Source organism: Acinetobacter sp. P37, from assembly GCF_057480965.1.
On the sequence record NZ_JBLIYY010000003.1, the window covers coordinates 174,365 to 196,306 of the forward strand.

The 21,942-nt window shown below is 39.9% G+C and carries 18 protein-coding genes; 7 read left to right on the forward strand and 11 right to left on the reverse strand.

Translation table 11 applies throughout. The features are described from left to right. Positions 1–9: 9 nt before the first annotated feature. Together AC25JC_RS04235 and efp are read right to left on the reverse strand one after the other, a co-directional pair. The gene (locus AC25JC_RS04235) at positions 10–2,112 is read right to left on the reverse strand and encodes a carbon starvation CstA family protein (protein ID WP_486923515.1); all 2,103 of its coding nucleotides are present in this window, start codon (positions 2,110–2,112) and stop codon (positions 10–12) included. 194 nt (positions 2,113–2,306) lie between these two features. Then, positions 2,307–2,876 carry an elongation factor P gene (gene efp / locus AC25JC_RS04240; protein WP_067762759.1) on the reverse strand — a complete coding sequence of 190 codons (570 nt, stop codon included), beginning with the start codon at positions 2,874–2,876 and terminating at the stop codon, positions 2,307–2,309. 387 nt (positions 2,877–3,263) lie between these two features. Between efp and epmB the strand changes: the two genes are divergently transcribed. From epmB to AC25JC_RS04255, 3 genes are read left to right on the forward strand one after another with little or no spacing between them, the layout of a single operon-like run. Next, on the forward strand, positions 3,264–4,280 hold the full coding sequence (epmB, locus tag AC25JC_RS04245) for an EF-P beta-lysylation protein EpmB (protein ID WP_078191830.1): 1,017 nt from the start codon (positions 3,264–3,266) through the stop codon (positions 4,278–4,280). A 14-nt stretch (positions 4,281–4,294) separates the two neighbouring features. Next, a complete protein-coding gene (locus AC25JC_RS04250; protein ID WP_486923516.1) occupies positions 4,295–6,040 on the forward strand; it encodes a GTPase in 1,746 nt (581 codons plus the stop codon). Then, positions 6,022–8,151, forward strand: a complete 2,130-nt coding sequence (locus AC25JC_RS04255; RefSeq protein ID WP_486923517.1) for an EAL domain-containing protein — start codon at positions 6,022–6,024, stop codon at positions 8,149–8,151. The genes AC25JC_RS04250 and AC25JC_RS04255 overlap by 19 nt, the downstream gene beginning before the upstream one ends. An 83-nt stretch (positions 8,152–8,234) precedes the next feature. Here the strand turns inward: AC25JC_RS04255 and rpmE are convergent, their stop codons facing one another. From rpmE to AC25JC_RS04280, 5 genes are all read right to left on the reverse strand, one after another. Then, positions 8,235–8,459 carry a 50S ribosomal protein L31 gene (gene rpmE / locus AC25JC_RS04260; RefSeq protein ID WP_078190165.1) on the reverse strand — a complete coding sequence of 75 codons (225 nt, stop codon included), beginning with the start codon at positions 8,457–8,459 and terminating at the stop codon, positions 8,235–8,237. Positions 8,460–8,676: 217 nt separating this feature from the next. Next, entirely contained in the window at positions 8,677–8,823 is a 147-nt protein-coding gene (locus AC25JC_RS04265; RefSeq protein ID WP_486923518.1) for a hypothetical protein, read from the reverse strand. Between the two features lie 379 nt (positions 8,824–9,202). Next, positions 9,203–10,177 carry a bile acid:sodium symporter family protein gene (locus AC25JC_RS04270; RefSeq protein WP_486923519.1) on the reverse strand — a complete coding sequence of 325 codons (975 nt, stop codon included), beginning with the start codon at positions 10,175–10,177 and terminating at the stop codon, positions 9,203–9,205. 223 nt (positions 10,178–10,400) lie between these two features. Continuing rightward, entirely contained in the window at positions 10,401–10,802 is a 402-nt protein-coding gene (gene gloA, locus AC25JC_RS04275) for a lactoylglutathione lyase (protein ID WP_078191833.1), read from the reverse strand. 197 nt (positions 10,803–10,999) lie between these two features. Continuing rightward, positions 11,000–13,144, reverse strand: coding sequence for an AmpG family muropeptide MFS transporter (locus AC25JC_RS04280; protein ID WP_486923520.1), 2,145 nt, complete (start codon positions 13,142–13,144; stop codon positions 11,000–11,002). 205 nt (positions 13,145–13,349) lie between these two features. Here AC25JC_RS04280 and AC25JC_RS04285 point away from each other — a divergent pair, with 205 nt between their 5' ends. Beyond that, the gene (locus tag AC25JC_RS04285) at positions 13,350–15,998 is read left to right on the forward strand and encodes a Lon protease family protein (RefSeq protein WP_486923538.1); all 2,649 of its coding nucleotides are present in this window, start codon (positions 13,350–13,352) and stop codon (positions 15,996–15,998) included. 182 nt (positions 15,999–16,180) lie between these two features. Here the strand turns inward: AC25JC_RS04285 and grxD are convergent, their stop codons facing one another. After that, positions 16,181–16,522: a Grx4 family monothiol glutaredoxin gene (gene grxD, locus AC25JC_RS04290; protein ID WP_067762767.1), complete on the reverse strand. Its 342-nt coding sequence runs from the start codon at positions 16,520–16,522 to the stop codon at positions 16,181–16,183. Between the two features lie 198 nt (positions 16,523–16,720). On the opposite strand from grxD, the gene AC25JC_RS04295 reads away from it, so the two are divergent. Then, the gene (locus AC25JC_RS04295) at positions 16,721–17,932 is read left to right on the forward strand and encodes an acetylornithine/succinylornithine family transaminase (protein ID WP_486923521.1); all 1,212 of its coding nucleotides are present in this window, start codon (positions 16,721–16,723) and stop codon (positions 17,930–17,932) included. A gap of 69 nt (positions 17,933–18,001) precedes the next feature. Here the strand turns inward: AC25JC_RS04295 and AC25JC_RS04300 are convergent, their stop codons facing one another. The 3 genes from AC25JC_RS04300 to surE all read right to left on the reverse strand — a co-directional run bounded on the left by AC25JC_RS04300 (position 18,002) and on the right by surE (position 20,742). Beyond that, positions 18,002–18,931 carry a LysR family transcriptional regulator gene (locus AC25JC_RS04300; protein ID WP_078190171.1) on the reverse strand — a complete coding sequence of 310 codons (930 nt, stop codon included), beginning with the start codon at positions 18,929–18,931 and terminating at the stop codon, positions 18,002–18,004. Between the two features lie 92 nt (positions 18,932–19,023). Further along, positions 19,024–19,854, reverse strand: coding sequence for a peptidoglycan DD-metalloendopeptidase family protein (locus AC25JC_RS04305; RefSeq protein WP_078191836.1), 831 nt, complete (start codon positions 19,852–19,854; stop codon positions 19,024–19,026). A gap of 114 nt (positions 19,855–19,968) precedes the next feature. Beyond that, positions 19,969–20,742, reverse strand: coding sequence for a 5'/3'-nucleotidase SurE (gene surE / locus AC25JC_RS04310; protein WP_111884223.1), 774 nt, complete (start codon positions 20,740–20,742; stop codon positions 19,969–19,971). 116 nt (positions 20,743–20,858) lie between these two features. On the opposite strand from surE, the gene AC25JC_RS04315 reads away from it, so the two are divergent. Together AC25JC_RS04315 and AC25JC_RS04320 are read left to right on the forward strand one after the other, a co-directional pair. Continuing rightward, complete coding sequence (locus tag AC25JC_RS04315; protein WP_111884222.1) at positions 20,859–21,233, forward strand: MCR_0457 family protein; 375 nt, start codon at positions 20,859–20,861, stop codon at positions 21,231–21,233. Between the two features lie 228 nt (positions 21,234–21,461). After that, on the forward strand, positions 21,462–21,848 hold the full coding sequence (locus AC25JC_RS04320; protein WP_111884221.1) for an MCR_0457 family protein: 387 nt from the start codon (positions 21,462–21,464) through the stop codon (positions 21,846–21,848). Positions 21,849–21,942: the final 94 nt, after the last annotated feature.

Below are 21,942 nucleotides of genomic sequence, written 5' to 3' on the forward strand. Positions count from 1 at the left end.
ATTCCCCTATTAATGTGCTGAATTTGACGGATTAATTTCAGCTGGGTCACGGTAAATCGCTTCTGCTTCATTCACTGATGGGTTTGGATTTGCCAAGGCACGACGTACCACACCAATCGCTGCAAATAACATAACAAAAGCCACAATCATAAAGAATGCGCAAAGTCCGGCATTGATTTGATTCGACAATGCAACCGTATGCATTTCAGCCATGGTTTTCGCAGGTGCCAACAATTCATTTTTCGCAATGGCTGCATTAAAACGATCTGCCTGAGCCAAGAAACCAATCTTTGGATTTTCGTGGAAAATCTTCTGCCAACCAGCGGTCATTGAAGTAATAAACAAGAATAATGTTGGGATAATTGTCACCCAAACATACTTTTGTTTTTTCATCTTGAATAAAATCACTGTACCCAAGATCAATGCCATCGCAGCAAGAATTTGGTTACCAATACCAAATAGCGGCCATAAGCTATTAATACCGCCGAGTGGATCAACCACGCCTTGGTAAACGAAGAAGCCCCAACCTGCGACAGCCACCGCCGTACCCAACAGGTTTCCGAAGAAATTATGTGAGTTTTTTACCGCAGGAACCACGATACCCACTGTATCTTGCACCATGAAACGACACGCTCGCGTACCTGCATCCACAGCTGTTAAAATGAAAAGTGCTTCAAATAAAATCGCGAAGTGATACCAGAACGCCATCATTGAACGGTTATTGAAAATTTCCGTAATAATGTGAGCCATACCAATCGCAAATGTTGGTGCGCCCCCTGTACGAGACAGAATCGAGTTTTCACCCACTTCTTGTGCAAGTAAGGTCAATGCTTCAGGTGTGACCACGAAGCCTAATGTACGAACTGCTTCTGCAGCGGACTCAACCGTTGTACCAATCACAGCTGCTGGCGCATTAATCGCAAAATACACACCAGGCTCAAGAATCGTTGCACAGACCAAAGCCATAATCGCAACAAAAGACTCCATCAACATGCCGCCATAACCGATCATGCGAATATCTTTTTCATTATTCACAAGCTTCGGTGTCGTTCCTGAAGAAACGAGCGCATGGAAACCTGAAATTGCACCACAGGCAATGGTAATAAACAAGAATGGGAACATTGAGCCTGCAAATACAGGACCTGTACCATCAATAAAATGCGTCACCGCTGGCATTTTCATTTCAGGTAAGGCAAACATAATCCCGATTGCTAAACCAGCAATAACACCAATTTTCAAGAAGGTTGATAGGTAATCACGTGGTGCAAGCAGTAACCAAACAGGTAATACTGATGCCACGAAACCATAACCAATCAACCACCAAGTTAGTTCAGTACCTGAAAGTGTAAAGAATGGCCCCCAGTACGGATGCTGTGCAATGTCGCCACCATAGATAATCCCAGCCATCATCAGTACAAAACCAATGATCGACACTTCTGCAATTTTACCCGGACGGATAAATCGCATATAGATACCCATGAAAATCGCAATCGGTACAGTGGCAGCGATACTGAAGACACCCCACGGACTATTGGTCAACGCTTTTACAACCACCAAAGCAAGTACCGCAAGAATGATGATCATCACACCAAGTGCGCCAAGCATCACGATGATTCCGGCAAAAGAACCCAGTTCTTGTTTTGCCATTTCACCGAGTGAACGACCATCACGACGCGTCGAGATGAATAAGACTAAAAAGTCTTGAACCGCACCTGCGAGAACAACACCCACCAAGAGCCAAATTGTTCCCGGCAAATAACCCATTTGCGCAGCAAGGATCGGTCCGACTAAAGGACCTGCACCTGCAATCGCAGCAAAGTGGTGACCAAATAGAACGCTTTTATTGGTCGGCACATAATCCAAACCGTCAGCTAAGCGATGGGCAGGCGTTAAACGTCGCTCATTCAGTTCAAAGACTTTATTGGCAATAAATAAACTATAAAAACGATATGCAATGCTATACACACAGATTGCTGCAAGGATCAGCCAAACTGCATTGACATGCTCGCCTCGACTAAGTGCTAGTATGCCGAATGAAACGGCACCTAGAATGGCTACAAACAGCCAGATAATCTTTGAAGCCATTCCTGACTTCGGTTGAATGTTTTCCATCTCAATCCCTCATAAATGTTGAAATAAATCAGCTTGATTTTTCTTGTTCGAGGTACTGCTGTTTCTTCCCTTGAAACTCTACTCCTGTTATAGGTTTTTTCATCTAATACTTTGGAATAAAAATTTAAACCAATAGGTATAAAAAAAGGGATGAATCACTTCATCCCTTTCGATAATAGTCTATTTTTAAACCATTATGCACGTTCTAAATAGTCACCAGTACGAGTGTCTACACGAACGCTTTCTTCTTGCTGTACGAATAATGGAACACGTACAACTGCACCAGTTTCAAGCTTAGCCGGTTTACCGCCACCGCCTGAAGTATCACCACGTACACCTGGATCAGTTTCAACGATTTTTAATACAACGAAGTTTGGCGCGCTCACAGTTAAAGGAACACCGTTCCAAAGCATGATTGTGCAAAGTTCATTTGAGTCATCTTTCAACCATTTAGCCGCGTCGCCCATAGCAACTTTATCAGCAGCGATTTGTTCGAAAGATTCTGGATCCATGAAGTTCCACATTTCACCGTCGTTATACAAGTAGTTCATTTCAACTTCTTGGATGTCAGCAGCTTCTAGTGAATCACCAGATTTGAAAGTTTTTTCTAAAACTTTACCAGTTTTAAGGTTACGTAATTTTACGCGGTTAAAAGCTTGGCCTTTACCTGGTTTTACGTATTCGTTTTCCATGATTGAACATGGGTTACCGTCAAGCATGACCTTAAGGCCTGACTTGAAATCATTCGTAGAATAATAGGCCATGACTGGCTCACTCCAAACTTACTAACTTTAATCTATAGATGCTATGGGCTGTAACATGTCATTTAGCAAGTACTGACTGTAACATTGGCTGCCACATGCACATTAATGTGATATTGCGTATTCTAAATGACCAATGCACCATGTCGCAACGAAAAAATCCCCATTAAAGGGGTCAAGCTGCTTAACTTACACTCAGACATTAAAGAACTTTGTTTATACAATGCCCACAAACAGGTAAAATTGCTGTTTACTGAAACTTAATAAATGTTTCGTAGGCTTCATCCGTTGTAAGCTTTATCGGAATTTTTTCAGCTTAAACATCAAAGTTCGACGCATTAATTTCAGCAATATTCCCTACTCACCTTTCTGCATTTTTAAACAATCGGCATGATAAACTATTTATTTCAAGAGCAAAACTGGCAAACCCAATTGAGTGATTTGATAACAAATCCTCAAGAATTACTCGATGTATTAGAACTTTCGCATGATCAGTTATTATCGGGTGCTCAGTTCGCAGCAGATGAGTTTCGCCTACGTGTGCCGCGCGCTTTTGTCGAAAAAATGCAAAAAGGTAATCCGCTTGATCCGCTTTTACTCCAAGTTCTACCGCATCATTTGGAACTTGAAGAACACGCCGGTTTTGTCACCGACCCTTTAGGTGAAGAGCAGGCTAACCAACAGCCAGGGGTATTACATAAGTACAAGTCTCGTTTTTTACTGACTTTAACCGGTGCCTGCGCGGTGCATTGCCGTTATTGTTTCCGCCGGCATTTTCCATACCAAGAAAACCTGCCTAAAAATGACGATTGGCCAAACATTAAACAATATATTGAACAACAACCCGATATTAATGAAGTGATTTTAAGTGGTGGAGACCCGCTCACACTATCAAATCGTAAACTTCAAGTGTGGATTGAACGTTTATCGACTTTGCCACAAATTAAATTTTTGAGAATTCATTCACGAGTTCCTATCGTAATCCCCAACCGTGTCGACGAAGAGCTGGTTTCTATTTTAAAAAACAGTAGGCTACGCATTATTCTAGTGGTACACTCAAATCATCCATCAGAGCTAGATGACTTCACGTGCAGCCAGCTTCAACAGCTTGTCAAACAAGGAATCACCGTGCTGAACCAAGCAGTCTTATTAAAAGGGGTTAATGATTCTGCAGAAGTATTAGTCGATTTAAGTTACCGCTTATTCGACGCAGGTGTAATGCCATATTATTTGCATGTTCTGGATAAAGTAAAAGGTGCTCATCATTTTGATACACCAGCTCAGGATATTGATTTAATTTATAAAAAAGTTTTAGAGAACCTACCTGGTTATTTGGTTCCTAAACTTGTACGGGAAATAGCGGGCGAAAAAAACAAGACACCGCTTTTTGGGGCTTCAACTTTTTGAGTTAAATAATAAAGATGACCACGCATACTTCAGATACGTTTTACAATCCGACTGAATTAAAGCTGGATAAATTAAGCTTTTGTCCGACCAATGCTAAAGGTCTGCAAGAGTGGTTAAACGGTATTTCAATTTTACAATTGGGTACCTCATCTAAAGCTTTATTCAATGCCTTACTTGAAATCTCCGAGCTGAAATGCCAAGAGATGTTACGTTTTGATTTGGTTCAAATTTTACATCCGACTATGGAAAGTGTGCTCACAAGCTTAGAAAAACACTTTACCAATCAAAGCCTCATTACCACGGATCGTAATGACCAAATCATTGAATTGGCGATGCTTTTACGCAGTCACTTTGCCAAAATCTATATTGATATTGCCAAACGATGTAATCAGCAGCTTAATCAACAAAAGTTTTCGATTTTTTCATTCGGCCATAAAAAAAGCTTACAAACCGCTCGAATTGCATCAATCTACTATGCGTTGCAACAACTGACACTTTTGTTGTATCAACAACATATGTTGTATGCCACACCGACTGCAGGTCAATGGATTGCGGCACATCAACTGATTGAATGTGCCATTGAACACAATTTCTATCAAAGTAATGTCAATCAGTTACTGGGTACTCAACATCAAATTGCAAATATTGCTCAAGCTTATGCACAATTAATCTTATTAGATATTTTCAATAATCATCAGATTCGCCCTGCTGAAATCCAAGGTTTGTATTTATGTAGCTTTGACTGGGCAAAATTGGTTCAAATCCTACCGAAAGAAACCACGCTTTCACGCTATGTTGTAGACACGAAAAAAGATCACCCACCGATTTATAACTCAAAACAAGATCGGTCTTATCAAGCCAATGTATACATTTCAACGCAAAACTTGCTCGATCATTTGACCGAAACGCAAACTAGAAATGCCAATTATTTATCTAAAAATGAAAAGTTATTCTTAACCCCAGCGCTATATTTCCATATTCATAATATTTTGACCAACAACACTGAACGTCGTCATGAGCGTTATGAATATTCTGCGCAAATTAATATTTGCTTTAGCTTAATGGTGGCGCATTTCTATCTCTCTAAAGGTAAAAACTTCCACGAAACTTTAGATTTAGAAGGCAATTATCAATTCCACAATGAAGCCTCTTTTGTCAATTCGCATGATTCAAATATGCCAACAGGCATGACTAATGCGAAAGCGCTAGATCGTGAAGCAAAACAGATTCATATCGCTGACGTATTAGATATTAGTGTGAATGGTTATCGCATTAAATGGACTGGCCCTACCCCAGCCAATTTAAAAACCGGCGAATTTATTTTGATCCAAGAAAATGCTCAAAGCCAATGGCGTGGAGGTGTAGTTCGTTGGATCAAACAATCGACTGAAAAAAGTTTGGAATTGGGTCTCGAAGTGCTGGCTCAAGATTTGTATCCATGTTCAGCCCATATTCGTACCGACCGTAATACAACAAATCACCAACCTGCTTTATTGGTTCAGACCACACAACTTGATCAAGTGTCTACGACCTTAATTTTACCTGGGGCAAATCTCTTCCGAGAGAAACAAACGATCCACCTTCGCTTAGGCAAAGAAGACATCAAAGTCTATCTCACCAAAGCGCAGTTGGTGACGCAAAGCTTTATTCGCTTTGAATATGAATTATTGAATGAAGAGCAAGAAAATGTCGTTAAAGATTATATTGCGAAACAGAGCAATGAGATCAAAAATAACGACTTATGGGAAGCATTAAAGTGAGAAATCCATTACTATCCAAAAAACTAAAACGTACGGAAACTCGATTACTCATTATTGATGATAATCAAATACGTTTTAACCAGATACGTGATTTATTGACAAACAGCGAACATCAAGTTCATGCCATATTACTTGATGATTTACAAAATTTCGAAAAACAGCTGAATCTCAATTGGGACTTGATCATTTTTGGACGTGCTTATGATTTAAAATATGAACAAGCTTTAAGTTTAGTTCAACTATCGAGCCAACCGAATTTACCGATTATTTTACTTAAACCCGAAGACTATCAAGCAGAACAATATGCAAGTTTAGTCAAAAAAGGGATTTATGACATTGTCGATATTGCTGAACCTGAGAGTTTCTATTTTGGTTTAATCCGTGCTTTATCCTTTAGTCGCCTACAACAATCGCAGCAACATTTAATGGAAGAGCTCGAAACAGCTCAAATCCAAACCCAGTCTTTAGTTGAAGATAGTCGTAAAGCGGTTGCCGTGATTCAAGAAGGCATTCACATTCAAGCCAATGCTGAATATCTCACTTTGTTTGGTCTAAAAAATGAAGATGATGTAATTGGTCTGCCTTTACTCGATCTATTACAACCTACTGACCTCAACGACTTTAAGCAACGCTTTAAAAAAATCAGCCAAGGACAGCTCGATTTAGGACGTTTTGATCTTGTTTCGCAAAATATCGCAGTGGCTGGGCAAAACCCACTAAAACTCGAATTTATTGCTGCGGCTGAAGAAGATGCTTTACAGCTCGCAATTGAAATTGGCAGTCAAAGCAGCAATGCTGTAAGCAACGCTCCAGTTGAAGCTAGCCCACAAAAACCAAAAGCATTTCAACAACTCAACCGCACCATTGGCCAGCAACCTGCTAATGTAAATGCTTTGGTTCTATTTACATTGGCTTCTTGTTCTGATGCGATTTTTCAAAAAGATTGGAATACCTATAAGAGCTATTTCACCAATATTAAAGACTTCTTGAAAGACCAGACTCATGCTCCATTATTTAGTTTAGATAATGGTGCAATCGTTGCCTTATTCCAAGCGGATAATCAGCTCAAACTTGAGTCTAAATTGATTGGTCTTAATACCCTGAGCAAACCTCAGTTACTCAGTGTAAACAATGAAACTTATCCATTAAATTTACGCATAGGATACAGTGTTTTAGACAGCGATATTCGTGATGAAGCACATTTTGATACCTTTATTGCGAAAGCCTTTAATACTGCGCTACCAACCAACCAACAAGCACCTGAAATCGATTTAACTATTCCATTAGAAATTGACATACCAAGTTTGGATTTCGGTACACCAGAAGCACAAATTGCGCCGATTGTCGTTAGTGATGAAGCTCCTGTTATCAAGGCCCTTCGCAACTGTTTAGAACGCGGTGAAATTCATCTTAAATATCAGCAACTGTATGATAAAGAAGATTCACATCTTTATACTTATGAAGTAACCAGCGGCTTTATTTTTGAAAATAAATGGAAAGATATCGCCCAACTACGTGAATTGGCTGAAGACTCAGAGCTATCCATTAAATTGGATCGTTGGATCTTGGTTGAATCGTGTAAACAGCTACACAACTTTATTACTCAGTTCCCTGAAGCTAAATTAATCGTTAACCTGAACAAGGAAGTGCTATATAACGACCGCACCTTCCCTGAGTTTATTTCAAAACTCATTACGATTATTCGTAGTAAATTGAAGAATCCACTGATTTTACAATTTGCAGAAGAAGACATTCAGCTCAATATTGATGCCGCTCAAAAAGCATTTGTTGAACTTCGTAAAAATGGTGCCGAACTGGCTTTACGTAATTTTGGTCATTCGATGTTTAGTGAATCATTATTACGTCAAATGGATGTTCACTGCTTAACATTAGATTCAAGTTTGACCAAAATGCTTGCAAACGATAAGTCATGCCAAGAGCTGCAAGAAAAAATTACCACTTATCATGAAATCAAAACTGTTGAAATCATGCTACGTGAATTAAATGACATGACCCTATTTGCCAATGCTTGGAATGTTGAGGCTCGCTTTATTCAAGGCGATTATTTCCAGAAGAAACTCGACCATCTCATTGATGTTCAGGACCAATAAGGTTCTGAACATTGCCGATTTAAGGTTTATCTTTTTATCGGCACAAAAAAACGGGCATAAAGCCCGTTTTTTCGTTTTGGATATTAACGTTTGATAGAACGTGACATACCAGCAAAACGTTGTTTGAATTTGTCGATACGACCGCCAGTGTCAACGCTTTTCTGTTTACCAGTGTAGAATGGGTGGCAAGCAGAACATACGTCTAGGTAAATAGTTTCTTTACCAAGAGCTGAACGAGTTTCAATTACGTTACCGCATGAACATGTAGCAACTAAAGTTTCATATTTTGGGTGAATATCGGCGCGCATCGTCGATTACTCCTAAGATTTAAGAAGGTTTAGCTGTCATCGCAATTGATCACTCTTGCATCACTACAAGGAAGGCTTAAAAAAGCAGACCAACACCATAACAGACCATTCTTTTGGCCCACCGAGACGGATACCGTCAGAGCTAAGCACAACAAGTTGGGGCAAATTATAGCTGATTTTTTATTGTTAATAAATAGATATTCAAGGCTGAATCGCTCTACTCTTTAGGTTGAGCTTGCTCTAAATATTTCTGATATTGTAATTCGACTGTGCGCTGAAATTGGGCTTGATCAAAATGGTTTAATCTTTCAATAAATGCAGGACAAAACGTCGCTGCATTTACTGGCTGTAATGATTTGCTCATGCCCTCTAACATGCCTTGAAGCTGCTGTTTAAATTGTGCATCGACTGACAGATCAATATCTTTTGCCTTTAATGGCTCTACACCATTAAAATGGATAGCCTGAACTGCAGCAATTAATTTAAGTTTTGCAGCTTAATAAGTCTGATCTAATTCCTTATTCATCTGTGGTTGTCGATCACGACAAAATCCAACATGGGCTGCAGGCTGATCAGCGGCATTTTTTCAATGACATCACGGTTACTATTTAGAGATAAATCCTATTGGGCATGAACGACTGTGTTCAGACCCAAGAATAAAATGAAAAAGCCTTTTTTAATTTTCATGATTTTTTTCTTTTCATCTATATAAGGTATTTTAAAAGGACGTATTCATCTCGTCCTTACTTTTGCCCACGGCTCTGTTTTGCCCAAAGGTTGGCAATCACACCACAGACCATCAACTGAATTTGGTGAAAGATCATAATTGGTAAAACTATCATCCCCATCGGCTGACCAATAAAGAGAATTTGTGCCATGGGCACACCACTCGCCAAGGTTTTTTTAGAGCCACAAAAGAAAATCGTCTTTTGATCAGCTCGGCTAAAGCCCAACCAACGCGGTACGTATAGCGCCAATAACATAATGATCGTTAACAAGACAGAACACGCCACAATCAAAAGGAATAAAGTCATACCACTCACTTGATGCCATAGCCCTGCCACCACCGCACTACTGAATGCACCATAGACCACCATCAAAATTGAGCCCTGATCAAATACCTTCACAATTTTTGGTACCCTCTTCATATAAGGAAACACCCAAGGACGGAGGAGCTGCCCTAAAATGAAGGGAATCAGTAATAACAGCGTAATTTGAATAATAGATGCAGTCGGATCGTAGTTATGTTGTGACTGGCCGAGAATAAAATAGGCCACCATCACTGGGGTAATAAACATACCAATAATATTTGAAAATGATGCACTACAGACTGCACCAGCAACATTACCCTGTGCTACCGAAGTAAATGCAATGGAAGACTGTACTGTCGAAGGTAAAAAGCACATAAACAAAAAGCCCCAATACAACTCTTGCCCTAACATCGGCACGAGGATTGGTTTCGCCATTAAACCCAATAATGGAAATAATGCAAAGGTAAAAGCAAAAACTAAAGCATGTAACTTCCAATGCATTATGCCTTCAACCACAGCCTCACGAGATAACTTTGCACCATGTAGAAAAAATAAAATGGCAATTGCAGCCGTTGTAATATAGCCAAAGATTTCTGCAGCTTGACCACTGACAGGCAAAAAAGTCGCAAGTATGACCATTACAAAAAGTAGAATGGTAAAACGATCCAAAGCCAACATTTTTAGCATAACAACATCCTGTACAAATTTCCCTTTAAAGCTGATCGGCACAAAAATGCCCAATAAGCTAAATTTACCATTGAGTAAATTTCATCTTACTGGGCCATATAAATAAAGCCAGCTTTTCTCCGATATATTCATTATTTTAAACGTTGATAGTGAGATCAACGCAAAAAAATTTATAAATAAGATTATTTAGAATTACAGATGACTTTATATTAATGATTGCACATTAATTATTTCGTGCATTTGAGTCTTGTTGGATCAACTCAATTTTATAGCCATCTGGATCTTCAACAAAGGCAATGACGGTCACACCACCTTTCATTGGCCCTGCTTCGCGTACCACGTTTCCGCCACGTGCTTTAATTTCTTCACAAGCCTTGTAAGCGTCATCTACAGCAATAGCGATATGGCCATACGCATTTCCCAACTCATAACTCTCCGTATCCCAGTTATGAGTTAGCTCAAGTACAGTATGATTTTCTTCATCACCATAGCCCACAAATGCCAAAGTAAAACGACCTTCTTCATAATCACGCTTACGAAGCAAAGTCATACCGAGTACTTCAGTATAGAACGCCAATGAACGCTCTAAATTGCCTACACGTAACATGGTATGCAGCATGCGCATAATCGAGTTTCCTAAATCTATCATTATGTTTGAATACTATAGGGATTTAACATGCAAAGTTCAATTTAAGTCTAGAACGCATATACCCGCTTATTTCAAATATCCTTGTCCAAAACCGCAGATATGCTTAGGCTATTTATGAGCTTAGAATAAAAAAGCCCGTTCAGATTGAATGGGCTTTTTTAATTCAAATTGAATTATAAACTAGATTTCTGTTCATGCTCTTTTAATAGTTTAGCCACCCAAACCACTAAAATTAAAATCGGAATACCAATTAAAGTCGTCATCAAGAAAAAGTTTGGATAACCGATATTGGTCACAATCGTACCAGAGTAACCGCCTAAAATTTTAGGGGTTAAGGTCATTAATGAACTAAAGATGGCATATTGAACAGCTGTGAAAGAAACACTGGTTAAGCTCGATAAAAATGCAATAAATGCCGCACCAGCAAGACCAGAAGCCAAGTTATCAACAATAATCGCAAAATACAGCCACAGCGAACTATAAGGCTTAATGACCTTACCTTTGATGTCCACATTCTGTTCAGCACTTGCTAAGTTAATCGGTTGAATATCAACACCAAGTACACCTGACATATTGGCTGATGTATTCACTTGATACGCTAAATCGACACTCTTTTTCACTACATCATTTTCTAGTAATTGAGCCGTTAATGTTTTTTGCTTTGCTGTTTCGAGCGCTTGACCTGGAATTGCAGCACTAAAAACACCAGTTTTATCAAGCTTCGCGTCGAATGGTTTAGTATCCAAAATAATTTGAATTTTTTGATTTTCTTTTAATTCGCCTGCCAAGTATTGTCCACGGACCACGATACTATTCACCGTCTCTTGAGCTGAAATCGTGTTATCTGAAGTCACTGGCAGCAACATCATTGCTGCGTTTGAAAAAGCATTATTCAAATACGGCAAACTCACCTGTACTGGATGTTGATTCTTAGACTGATAATCCGCACTGACCTTAATATTTTGATCAGCCGCCAAGACTGCTTTTGGAATTTGAACTGCCCAAGCACCCGTATCATCTGGCGTCGCGGTATATTGCTGCCCTGCTACATTGACAGTGACATCGCTCAATGGCTGACCTGATTTGACCAGACCGATAAAAATCAAGTTTGTTGAACTTGCTAATATCGCACCGACAAACATCAATTTCATAATGTTCATACGCTGCGCAAGCAAACCACCAAGGAAGCCACCAACCAAGCTAAAAATCACACCATAGACTTTTACAGCTTCGGCAATCTGCTCTTTGGTGAAGTTTAAATCTTGATAAAACACATTGGAAATGACGCCGGCGATAATATCGGAAATACGGTAAAAGCCAATAAGTAACAACAGTACTAAAGCCAGTTTTAGACCATAACGCTTAAAGAAATCTGCAACTGGATTAACCCAAGTTTCAAATGCCATCTGCTTATTTACAGCACCCGATTTCACTAAAACTGAACCGACACCAAAAGCAATCACAGCTGAACCAATAAAACGCACAGCTTCTAAACAGAACAATGCAAATGAGTCTGAAATTTGCCACTGTTCTTTCAAGCTTTCAACTGCCACACCTGAATAGATATAACTCAAGACAAAGGCAACCACGGCAGCAAAGAATACAGCGACTAAACGATAATAGTCGGTCCGTTTATAATGCTTTTGTACACGGTCAACATGCGGCTCACGTATCGATAAAGTTGTGATAATACCGATAGCCATCACAGCAGCCATTGCAAGGTAAGTATATTTCCAAGCTTCATAAATATAGTTACCTTTGGCCGTGCCTAAATATGCAGCCAAAAATAGCGCCCCTGCACCTGCCACGATCATGCCGATACGATAACCTGCATTATAGGTCGAAGCTAAAACGGTCTGCATTTCAGTTTCTGCCAACTCAATACGATACGCATCGATCACAATATCTTGCGTTGCGGCAGAAAAACCAAGTAGTACGGCTCCAGCGGCCATTTGGTAGATATAGCTTTGTCCTAAAGCAGGGTCTGAAAATGCCATGATACAAATAGCACAGATAATGAGAACCTGAGCGATCAATAACCATGCACGGCGACGTCCGAGTTGTTTGGTTAAAAATGGCACAGGTAACTCATCAATTAATGGCGCCCAAACAAACTTAAACGAATAGCCAAGCGCTGCCCAACTAAAAAAAGTCACTGCACTTTTATCAATTCCTGCTTCACCTAACCAAAGCGATAAACTGGAAAAGATCAGTAAAATTGGGATACCAGCCGAAAAGCCAAGAAAAAGCATAATCAGCGCACGTCGGTCTAAAAATGCAGTAAAAGCAGATTTCCATCCTGAAGCTTGTGTTGTCATGACTCAGTTATTTTTGTCAAAATCGAATGTTGCTATTCAAGCGCTTAATGACAACGGTTTCAACAACATTTATGAAATCATTGTTTTATTTTATCGATATTTCGCATGCTGTTGCTTGATCTTTGGCATTAAACCTGTATACCTTAATTACATATCTCTATTCTTTAGTTTTTTGGATTCAACAGTGACCCAGCGACTTGAACAAATTCACTCTTCTTTATCAACCACCATTAATGAAACCAACACAAAAAACTTAGCAGAAACAATAACGACACTAAAGAGCGCTTTTGATCAACCCGAAATACAGAATACTTTAACTAAAACCCAGTTGCAGCCGCTTCAGCTGACGCATACGCCTGAGCTTAAAAAAATACCGACGTCTACCAAGCGGATTAAACCACTCAATGACTTTTTAGGACAAGATCGTGCCCGAGCTTCGGTTGAAGCTGGCATTGCATTGCCCTATTCAGGCTATAACATTTTTGCTGTAGGTACCGCAGGCTTAGGTAAGCGCACCATGATTAAGCGCTTATTACAACAACACGCTAAAAATATGCCAACGCCTTCAGATTGGGTCTATGTCAATAATTTTAAGTTTCCGCGTGAACCAATTGCGCTAAAACTTCCTTCTGGTCAAGCGACAAAATTCCAAGCGTTATTACATCAAAGTTGGCAAACCATATTAAAACAGCTTGAACGTCGCTTCACCGCAGAAACCTATCACAATCGCATTGAAATGATTCGCCAACATGCTGGTGATGAACAACATCTTGCTTTAGTTGAATTAACCCGAGAAGGTGAAGAGCTCGATCTTAAACTGATTTCTCAGGATGATGATCATTGTTTCGTTCCCGTGCATTTGGTCGATAACAAATACCAAGAAATGTCCAAAGAAGACATCAATGCACTAAGCAGTAAACAACGAGCTGAAATTGCGTCAAACGTCCGTTATATGGATAAAAAACTTGAACGCCTTGGTCTACATCTTGGTGATCTTGAAGATGACGCACGCGATAAAGTTCAGGTTTTAAACCGTGAAATTGCTAAACAAGTTGTAATGCCGCGTATTGATCTAATTCAAAATAAATTCAGCATGGTTGAAGGCTTGGAAGATTATCTGAAGCAATATGCAGATGACATCATTCAAAATGTTGAGTTTGTGCTTGAGCAAGAAGAAGATGACTTTACACCTGGCCTATTTAACCGCGTGCCATCTCGCTACCAAGCTAACATTATCGCCACACACAAACCAAATGCTGGTGCGCCCGTTATTTTTGAAGATTTCCCAACCCATTACAATTTGCTAGGTCATGTCGAACAACTGACCCAAAATGGCACCATCACCACAGACTTTACATTAATCCGTCCTGGTGCACTGCATAAGGCCAATGGTGGATTCCTTATCTTGGAAGCTGAACAACTTTTAGAGCAGCCTTATGCATGGCAAGGTCTAAAACGTGCATTAAAGTCAGGACATTTAAAGCTGTCTTCACTTGAACATATGCTTACATTGACAGGCAGTATTTCGATTGAGCCTGAAGCTATTGATTTAAATATCAAAGTGATCCTGCTTGCTGAACCTGATATTTATTACGATATTTTAGAACTCGAACCAGAACTGGGCAGTGTCTTTAAAATTCGTGCCGATTTTACCGATACATTACAACGTAATGACATTAATGAGCAGGCATATATGCAGCTGATTGCTGACTATGTGCAAACAGACAAACTTCTGCCATTTGACCGTACAGCACTTGCTGCACTGTTAACTGATTCAAGTCGTCAAGCTGAAGATCAAAGCTCTTTGTCATTACATGCCCTCACCTTAGGTGATTTGATTCGTGAAGCACATCATCATGCAGCACTTGCTGGCGATAAAATGGTGACAGAAACACATATCAACACCGCTCTTGATCATCGTAAATACCGTCTAGGCTACTTACGTGAATTATATTGGCAAGATCTCACTCGCGGTACACAGTTAATCGAAACCAAAGGTCATCGATTCGGGCAGATTAACGCCCTCTCTGTGATTCAATATGCTGATGTTGAATTTGGTTTACCGTCACGTTTAACGGCTTCGGTTTATCAAGGTGGCGGCGATATTTTAGATATCGAGCGTAGTGTAGAACTCGGTGGTTCTCTGCATGCCAAAGGCGTCCTGCTGATGTCGAGTTTCTTAAAGGCACACTTTGGTCGTGAACAAATTTTACATTTTTCTGCTGCCCTTGCCTTTGAGCAAAGCTATGGCCAAGTAGATGGCGACAGCGCAACTGTTGCAGAGCTTTCAGCTCTTATTTCCGCTATTAGCCAATTACCGATCGATCAATCTTGGGCAATCACTGGCTCCATGAACCAATTGGGTCAAGTTCAACCGATTGGGGGTGTAAATGCCAAGATTGAAGGCTTCTATGATGCATGTAAATTACAAGGGTTAACAGGCAAGCAAGGTGTGATTATTCCACGCCAAAATATGCAGCACTTAATGTTACGCAAAGATGTGATTGAAGCTGTGCAACAAGGTCAATTCCATATTCACGCCATAGATACCATTGACCAAGCATTAGAAATTTTGATGGCGCGTCCAGTAGGCACTCTTGATAAAAAAGGTCGTTATAGTAAAGGCTCAATCTACGCTGCTGTCATGGAGCAACTTGAATACTGGCAAGCGATTGAAGATGGTGCTGAATTTGAGGAAGAAGAGCCAAAGAAAAAGAAAAAAAAGAAGAAGTCAAAAAAGGACAAAGATAAAAAGGCAAAGAAGTCTGAAGCTCAAGACAGTACTGCTAAAAATGGAACTGCTGAAAACGAGCAACGTGTTGAAGAAAGTCCGACTGAAGACAATCCGTCATAAATCTTCGATGAGTTTATTCATTTGTTGATTTTTCCACCATTCATTGCACTTTAAATGCCTTTGAAATGGTGGAAAAACGCATAACCCCAGACTTTTTAGATAATTAAGTCATAAAAAAAGCGCCTTAAAGGCGCTATTTTTTATCTGTATCCAATGATCAAAATCATCAAATACACATCCAATTAAGCTTCAGGAGCTGGGCTATATTGTTCAACTAAAGGTTGTAATTCACCTTTTTGGAACATATCAAGCATAATGTCGCTACCACCGATCAACTCACCATTGATCCATAATTGTGGGAAAGTCGGCCAGTTTGCAATTTGTGGAAGAGTTGCGCGAATATCTTGATTTTCAAGAATATTTACATAAGCAAACGGACGACCAATTTGACTGAGCGCTTCTACTGCACGCGCAGAGAAACCACACTGTGGAAACTGTGGAGTGCCTTTCATGTAAAGTAGAACTGCGTGTTTAGCAATTTGGTCACGAATTAACGCTTCTGTATCGCGTGCTTGTTCAGTCATTGATATATCCTCAATAAATCTGCTTCGCATTATACCCAAAACTGAGTAAAACAATATGACTAAAGCAATATTTCACGTTTTATTTACATTTCAGCTTTTCAAGTGAGTCATATTTTGCTTATATAGACCTCTTGATGCTCATATATATATGGCGTCTCCTCTATATTATTTCAATCACCTGACAAATTAGAGTTAGTCATGAATAACATTACCCTTGCCCCAGTACAAACTGATCAACCATCGCACTTGATGCCAGTATTTGGCCGCCAACCGATCAGCTTTGTCCGAGGTCAAGGTGCTCACCTGTATACCGCAGATGGCACAGAATACTTAGACGCACTGACAGGGATAGCTGTTTGTGGTTTAGGTCACTCACATCCTGCAATTACAGCTGCAATTGCTGAACAGGCAGCGACCCTCATTCATACCAGTAACTTATTTGAAGTGCCTTGGCAAACGGCTGCTGCGCAAAAATTAGCTGAAGTTGCGGGTATGGAAGAAGTTTTCTTCTCAAATAGTGGTGCAGAATCAAATGAAGGTGCAATCAAAATTGCACGTAAATTTGGTCATATGCAAGGTGTCGCAACACCAAAAATTATCGTTGCTGATCATTCTTTCCATGGTCGTACCATGGCAACCTTATCTGCAACAGGTAACAAAAAAGTTCAAGAAGGCTTTGGCCCATTGGTTGAAGGTTTTATCCGTGTACCTTTCGGTGATATCGAAGCGATTGAGGAAGCGGCGATTCACCACCCTGACATCGTAGCGATTTTGGTTGAGCCGATCCAAGGTGAAGGTGGTGTAAATACTGCACCTCAGGGTTTTAGCTACCTAGAAGAAATTCGTCAAATCTGTAATCAGCACAACTGGTTAATGATGCTTGATGAAGTGCAAACAGGTAATGGTCGTACAGGTAAATACTTTGCGTATCAACACACTAATATTGTTCCTGATGTGCTAACTACAGCTAAAGGTCTGGGTAATGGCTTCCCTATCGGCGCAGTCATGACTCAAGGTCGTGGTGTTGGCGTTTTAACAGCGGGTAACCACGGTTCAACTTATAGCGGTACAGCATTAGGTTCACGTGTGGTTTATACCGTGATTGATACCATTCAAAAAGAAAACCTTGTTGAAAATGCTGCAAATATGGGTGCGTATCTTGTTGAGCAATTCACAGAGCATCTTGCAGAGCAAAACGTGACTGTTCGTGGTTTTGGTTTAATGGTCGGCATTGAATTACCTAAAGCATGTGGCGAACTTGTGAATATTGCACGTGATGAGCATCACTTGATTATTAACGTAACAGCAGGCTCTGTGATTCGTTTATTACCTACGCTGAACATCAATAAAAAACAAGCGGATATCTTGATTGAACGCATTGTTAAAATGGTGAAAAACTTTCTAGCCTAATTTGTGCCGAAAGTAAAAAAAGCCGCTAATTGCGGCTTTTTTTATATCTTCTTCAAATTTTTTTTGTTTTTATGAGGCTTCTTGGTATACACGTCCGCCTGGTAATTGACTGAAATACAATTTTAATGCATCTAGGCAACGATGAATCTTGGTAGGCTGTTGGTCACGTTTAGACATCACCGCATATAGAGTAAATGATGGTAAACGCCATTCTGGTAAAACTTCAACAAGAGAACCGTTTAATAAGTCTTTTTGCGTATCTAGATATAATATTCTTGCAATGCCATGTCCTTGTTGACACATTGCTTTTGCAGCAAATACATTATTTGTTGTAAATCGGGAGTGCACATCCAATGCAACCTGCTCTTTAGTCACTGCATTTTCAAATGCAAAATGCTGAAAGTTTTTAACCAAATTTATTTGAACCATATCATGATTTTGTAAATCTTCTGGTCGTGTAATTAAACTGGTTTGGTTGATATAGCTTGGTGCTGCAACGAGAACTTGTTCAACATGTGCCAATGGCACCACATGAAACTGTTGATCATCAATTTTTGAACTCATTCGTAGCGCAATATCAATGCGGCCATCAATTAAGTCGATATATTGATTATCTGCTTCTAGATGAACGGATAAACCGCGATGTGCCGACATCCAATGTGACAATGCAGGAATCACATGATTCGCACAAAGTTCTGGTGTTGATGCAATACGTAATTCACCGACTAAGTCGTCACGAAGTTCATTGATACGAATTTTGCCGCGCTCTGCGGCAGATAGCATCTCTTGGCAACTATGAAAAAAAGCTTGTCCAGCTTCTGTCAAACTTAACTTACGTGTTGAACGATGTAAAAGAATGACTTCCATATCCTGCTCTAGTGAGCGGATTTGCTGACTCACGGCACTCGTGGTAATACCTAACTCACGAGCAGCACCGCTAAACGAATTTTTTTCCACAACGCAAGCAAAGACACCCATTGCTCGAAGTTGATCTAACATAAATTTCCCTCATAAACTTATGAGAAGCTTCATCTTTCGATAAAAGCAACTCATTGTATTATACGGGGATATTTTGCTTTTGCATTATATATTTAATTATTTGGTAAAACTGAAGTTGGATTGATTGGTTTACCATCTAAACGCACTTGGAACTCAAGCATCGTGCGGTTGGTACCCGATGAACCCATCTCACCAATTTGCTGCCCTGCTTTCACAGTATCGCCACTTTTGACATTCATTTTACTGTTATGTGCATATGCAGTGATATAGCCATTAATATGCTTCACCAAAATTAAATTGCCGTACTCTTTAAGACCATCGGCGGCATAGACCACTTGACCATCAGCTGCTGCAAAAATAGGATCACCTGTATTACCTGCGTAACGTGTTCCTTTCACATTCGATGCTAAGTTATAGCCTTGTAATACCGTAGGACGCGATACTGGACTCACCCAACGTAAACTTGAAGAACTGACCACTGGCGTTGGAACTGTAGTTCGCGTCACTGTCGATGGAGTGGTTGAAGCTTGAGTCACCGGCGCTGTTTGCGTTGGCATTGCAATCGTTTGGCGTTGAATTGGTGCCGCTTGAGTCATGGCTTGTGTAGACGTCGTACGACGAGAGCCACTATTTTTAAGGCGAATGGATTGTCCAACATAGATGCGATAAGGCTGGGCAATATCGTTCATTTCTGCGATGCTGACATAGCTCAAGCCATAGCGAGCTGCGATGCCACTTAAAGTATCTCCCGAACGAACTGTATAATAATCCGGAGCAGTCGCATAACGGGTCGCATTATTAATTTGTGGTTTTGACGCACAGCCAGTCATGACCAAAGTTGTAACCACAGCAGCAGATAAAACAAGGGTCTTAAATAATGCTGCAGGAGCGGTAATAACGCGATATTGTGACACCAGGGACATCATCTTCCTCACTAATAATTCAAATATAGTCATTATGAATGGGCTAAGATTAGCAAAAATCCACTCTAAAAAAGTTGCGGCATAACCATTTTCACAAAGTTATAACACTAATACTTAAATTTTAGATAACTCTGCGTGTAAGTTATTCAAAATCTCATAGTTTGTAGCATCCATTTGTATAGGCGTTACACTGACATAACCATTTGCCACGGCAAAGAAATCTGACTCGATATCGGTTAAGCCTTTCTTAGGCTCTGCCACTGCCTCGCCTGCCAATCCAATCCAATAGACTTGACGACCACGCGGGTCTACATGACTGGTAATCGGTTTGGACTGTAAACGTCTTCCTTGATAGGTCACTTTGGTGCCTTGAAGTTCAGCAACATCTGGAATATTAATATTAAAAATATGTCGTGCAGGTAGCGCAGGTAGTCCATTGGCAATAAAATCATGCACCCATTGCGCGGCGACTGCATAATCTTCTGGGTTATTATAACTACGCACATTTGGCCCAGCCAAAGAGACGGCTAGCGCAGGTTGTTTCATTAAACGGCCTTCAAATGCCGCACCCACTGTCCCTGAATACAGCACATCATCACCCAGATTTGCGCCACTATTGATTCCACTCACCACCAGATCAAATTCAAAATCAAACAGACCATTCATTGATAAATACACACAGTCCGCAGGTGTACCATTTACCGCCCACATATTCGGTGCAATTTCGACAGGTCGTAATGGTCGATCTAAAGTTAAAGCACTTGAAAAACCGCTGCGTTCGCTTTCAGGCGCCACAATCACCACACGACCGAGAGGACGCAATGCATGTGCTAAAGCTTGGATACCGGGAGCAAAAACGCCATCATCATTGGCAATTAAAATATTCACAACTAAATTTCCATTACTAAAAAATTAAAAATGACTCGCAAGAACATTTTATTGAAATATATGAATAATTATATATATTTACATTTCAACATCCAGCATAAATGTGTGTGTACAAAATGAATAAAACCGTAGCACTTCGTGGTTTATTGAGCTTTGCTCTAGCAGCTTGCATGACTCAAACTGTGGTCGCAGACAATGACTTCACTCAAGAAGAAGCCAATACCATCGTAAAAGAAGATATTGCATCTGCACAAGTCATGTTAGAAGTATGCCCTGCGATTATTGGTCAAAATGCAAAATTTGATGCCAACATTCAAGCACTCACTAAAACATATCTTGCTGATTATTCTGATAAATCAATGACATTAGAAAAATTACAGTCTGACAGCGAATATAAATCAGTTCTTGAAGAAGCGCGTCAAGCTGCTAAAGAAACTGATAAAGCTGAGCAAAAATCAGTTTGTGATGACGTTTTAAGTTATGAAGGTTAATTGATCATTCAGCTGTGGACGTCCTCTAAATAGGTTAGTCCTTATTGCATCAAACCTGCCAAAAAAAGGATGAAGCCTTATAGCCTCATCCTTTTTTCTTTCACAATGTATTGATTTTTAAACAGCTTCAATACAATTTTCTACTGATCTCTACCAGAAATACGATTAAGCTAAGCAAATAAATTTTAGCTATTTGATATCTTTTAGTTTATTTAACAGGTTATTTAAATGAAAAACTCCTTTGTAAAATCTCTTTGTGCCCTTAGCCTTTCTGCTTTTGCTTTCACTACCATGTCTGCACATGCCGCAGATGAAAAAATTGAAGTCACCCCTACACCTCAAGTGACTAGTCAAGAACTTGCAGCTATCTATGTACTATCTGAAGTCTGCCCAAAATTGGTGAATGACAAAGATCAACCAAAGTTTGAAGCGGGTTATGCAAAATTAGCTAAAGAATATATGCCGAATGAAAAGAACCCAGTAAATGCTTTACAGCAACTCAGCAAACAAAAAAGTTTTAAAGACGCTTTAAAAGAAGCGCAGTCTGATGCGAAGAAAGCTGGCGATAAGAAAAATGGTGCGATTTGCAAAGAATTGACTGCTTACAGCAAATAATACCAATTGGTTACAATACTTTTAAAATAAGCGCTTGCACCCCATAGCAGTCCGCCTAGCTTTGTCCTAAAATGCTAGGCTCTTTGTGCTTATA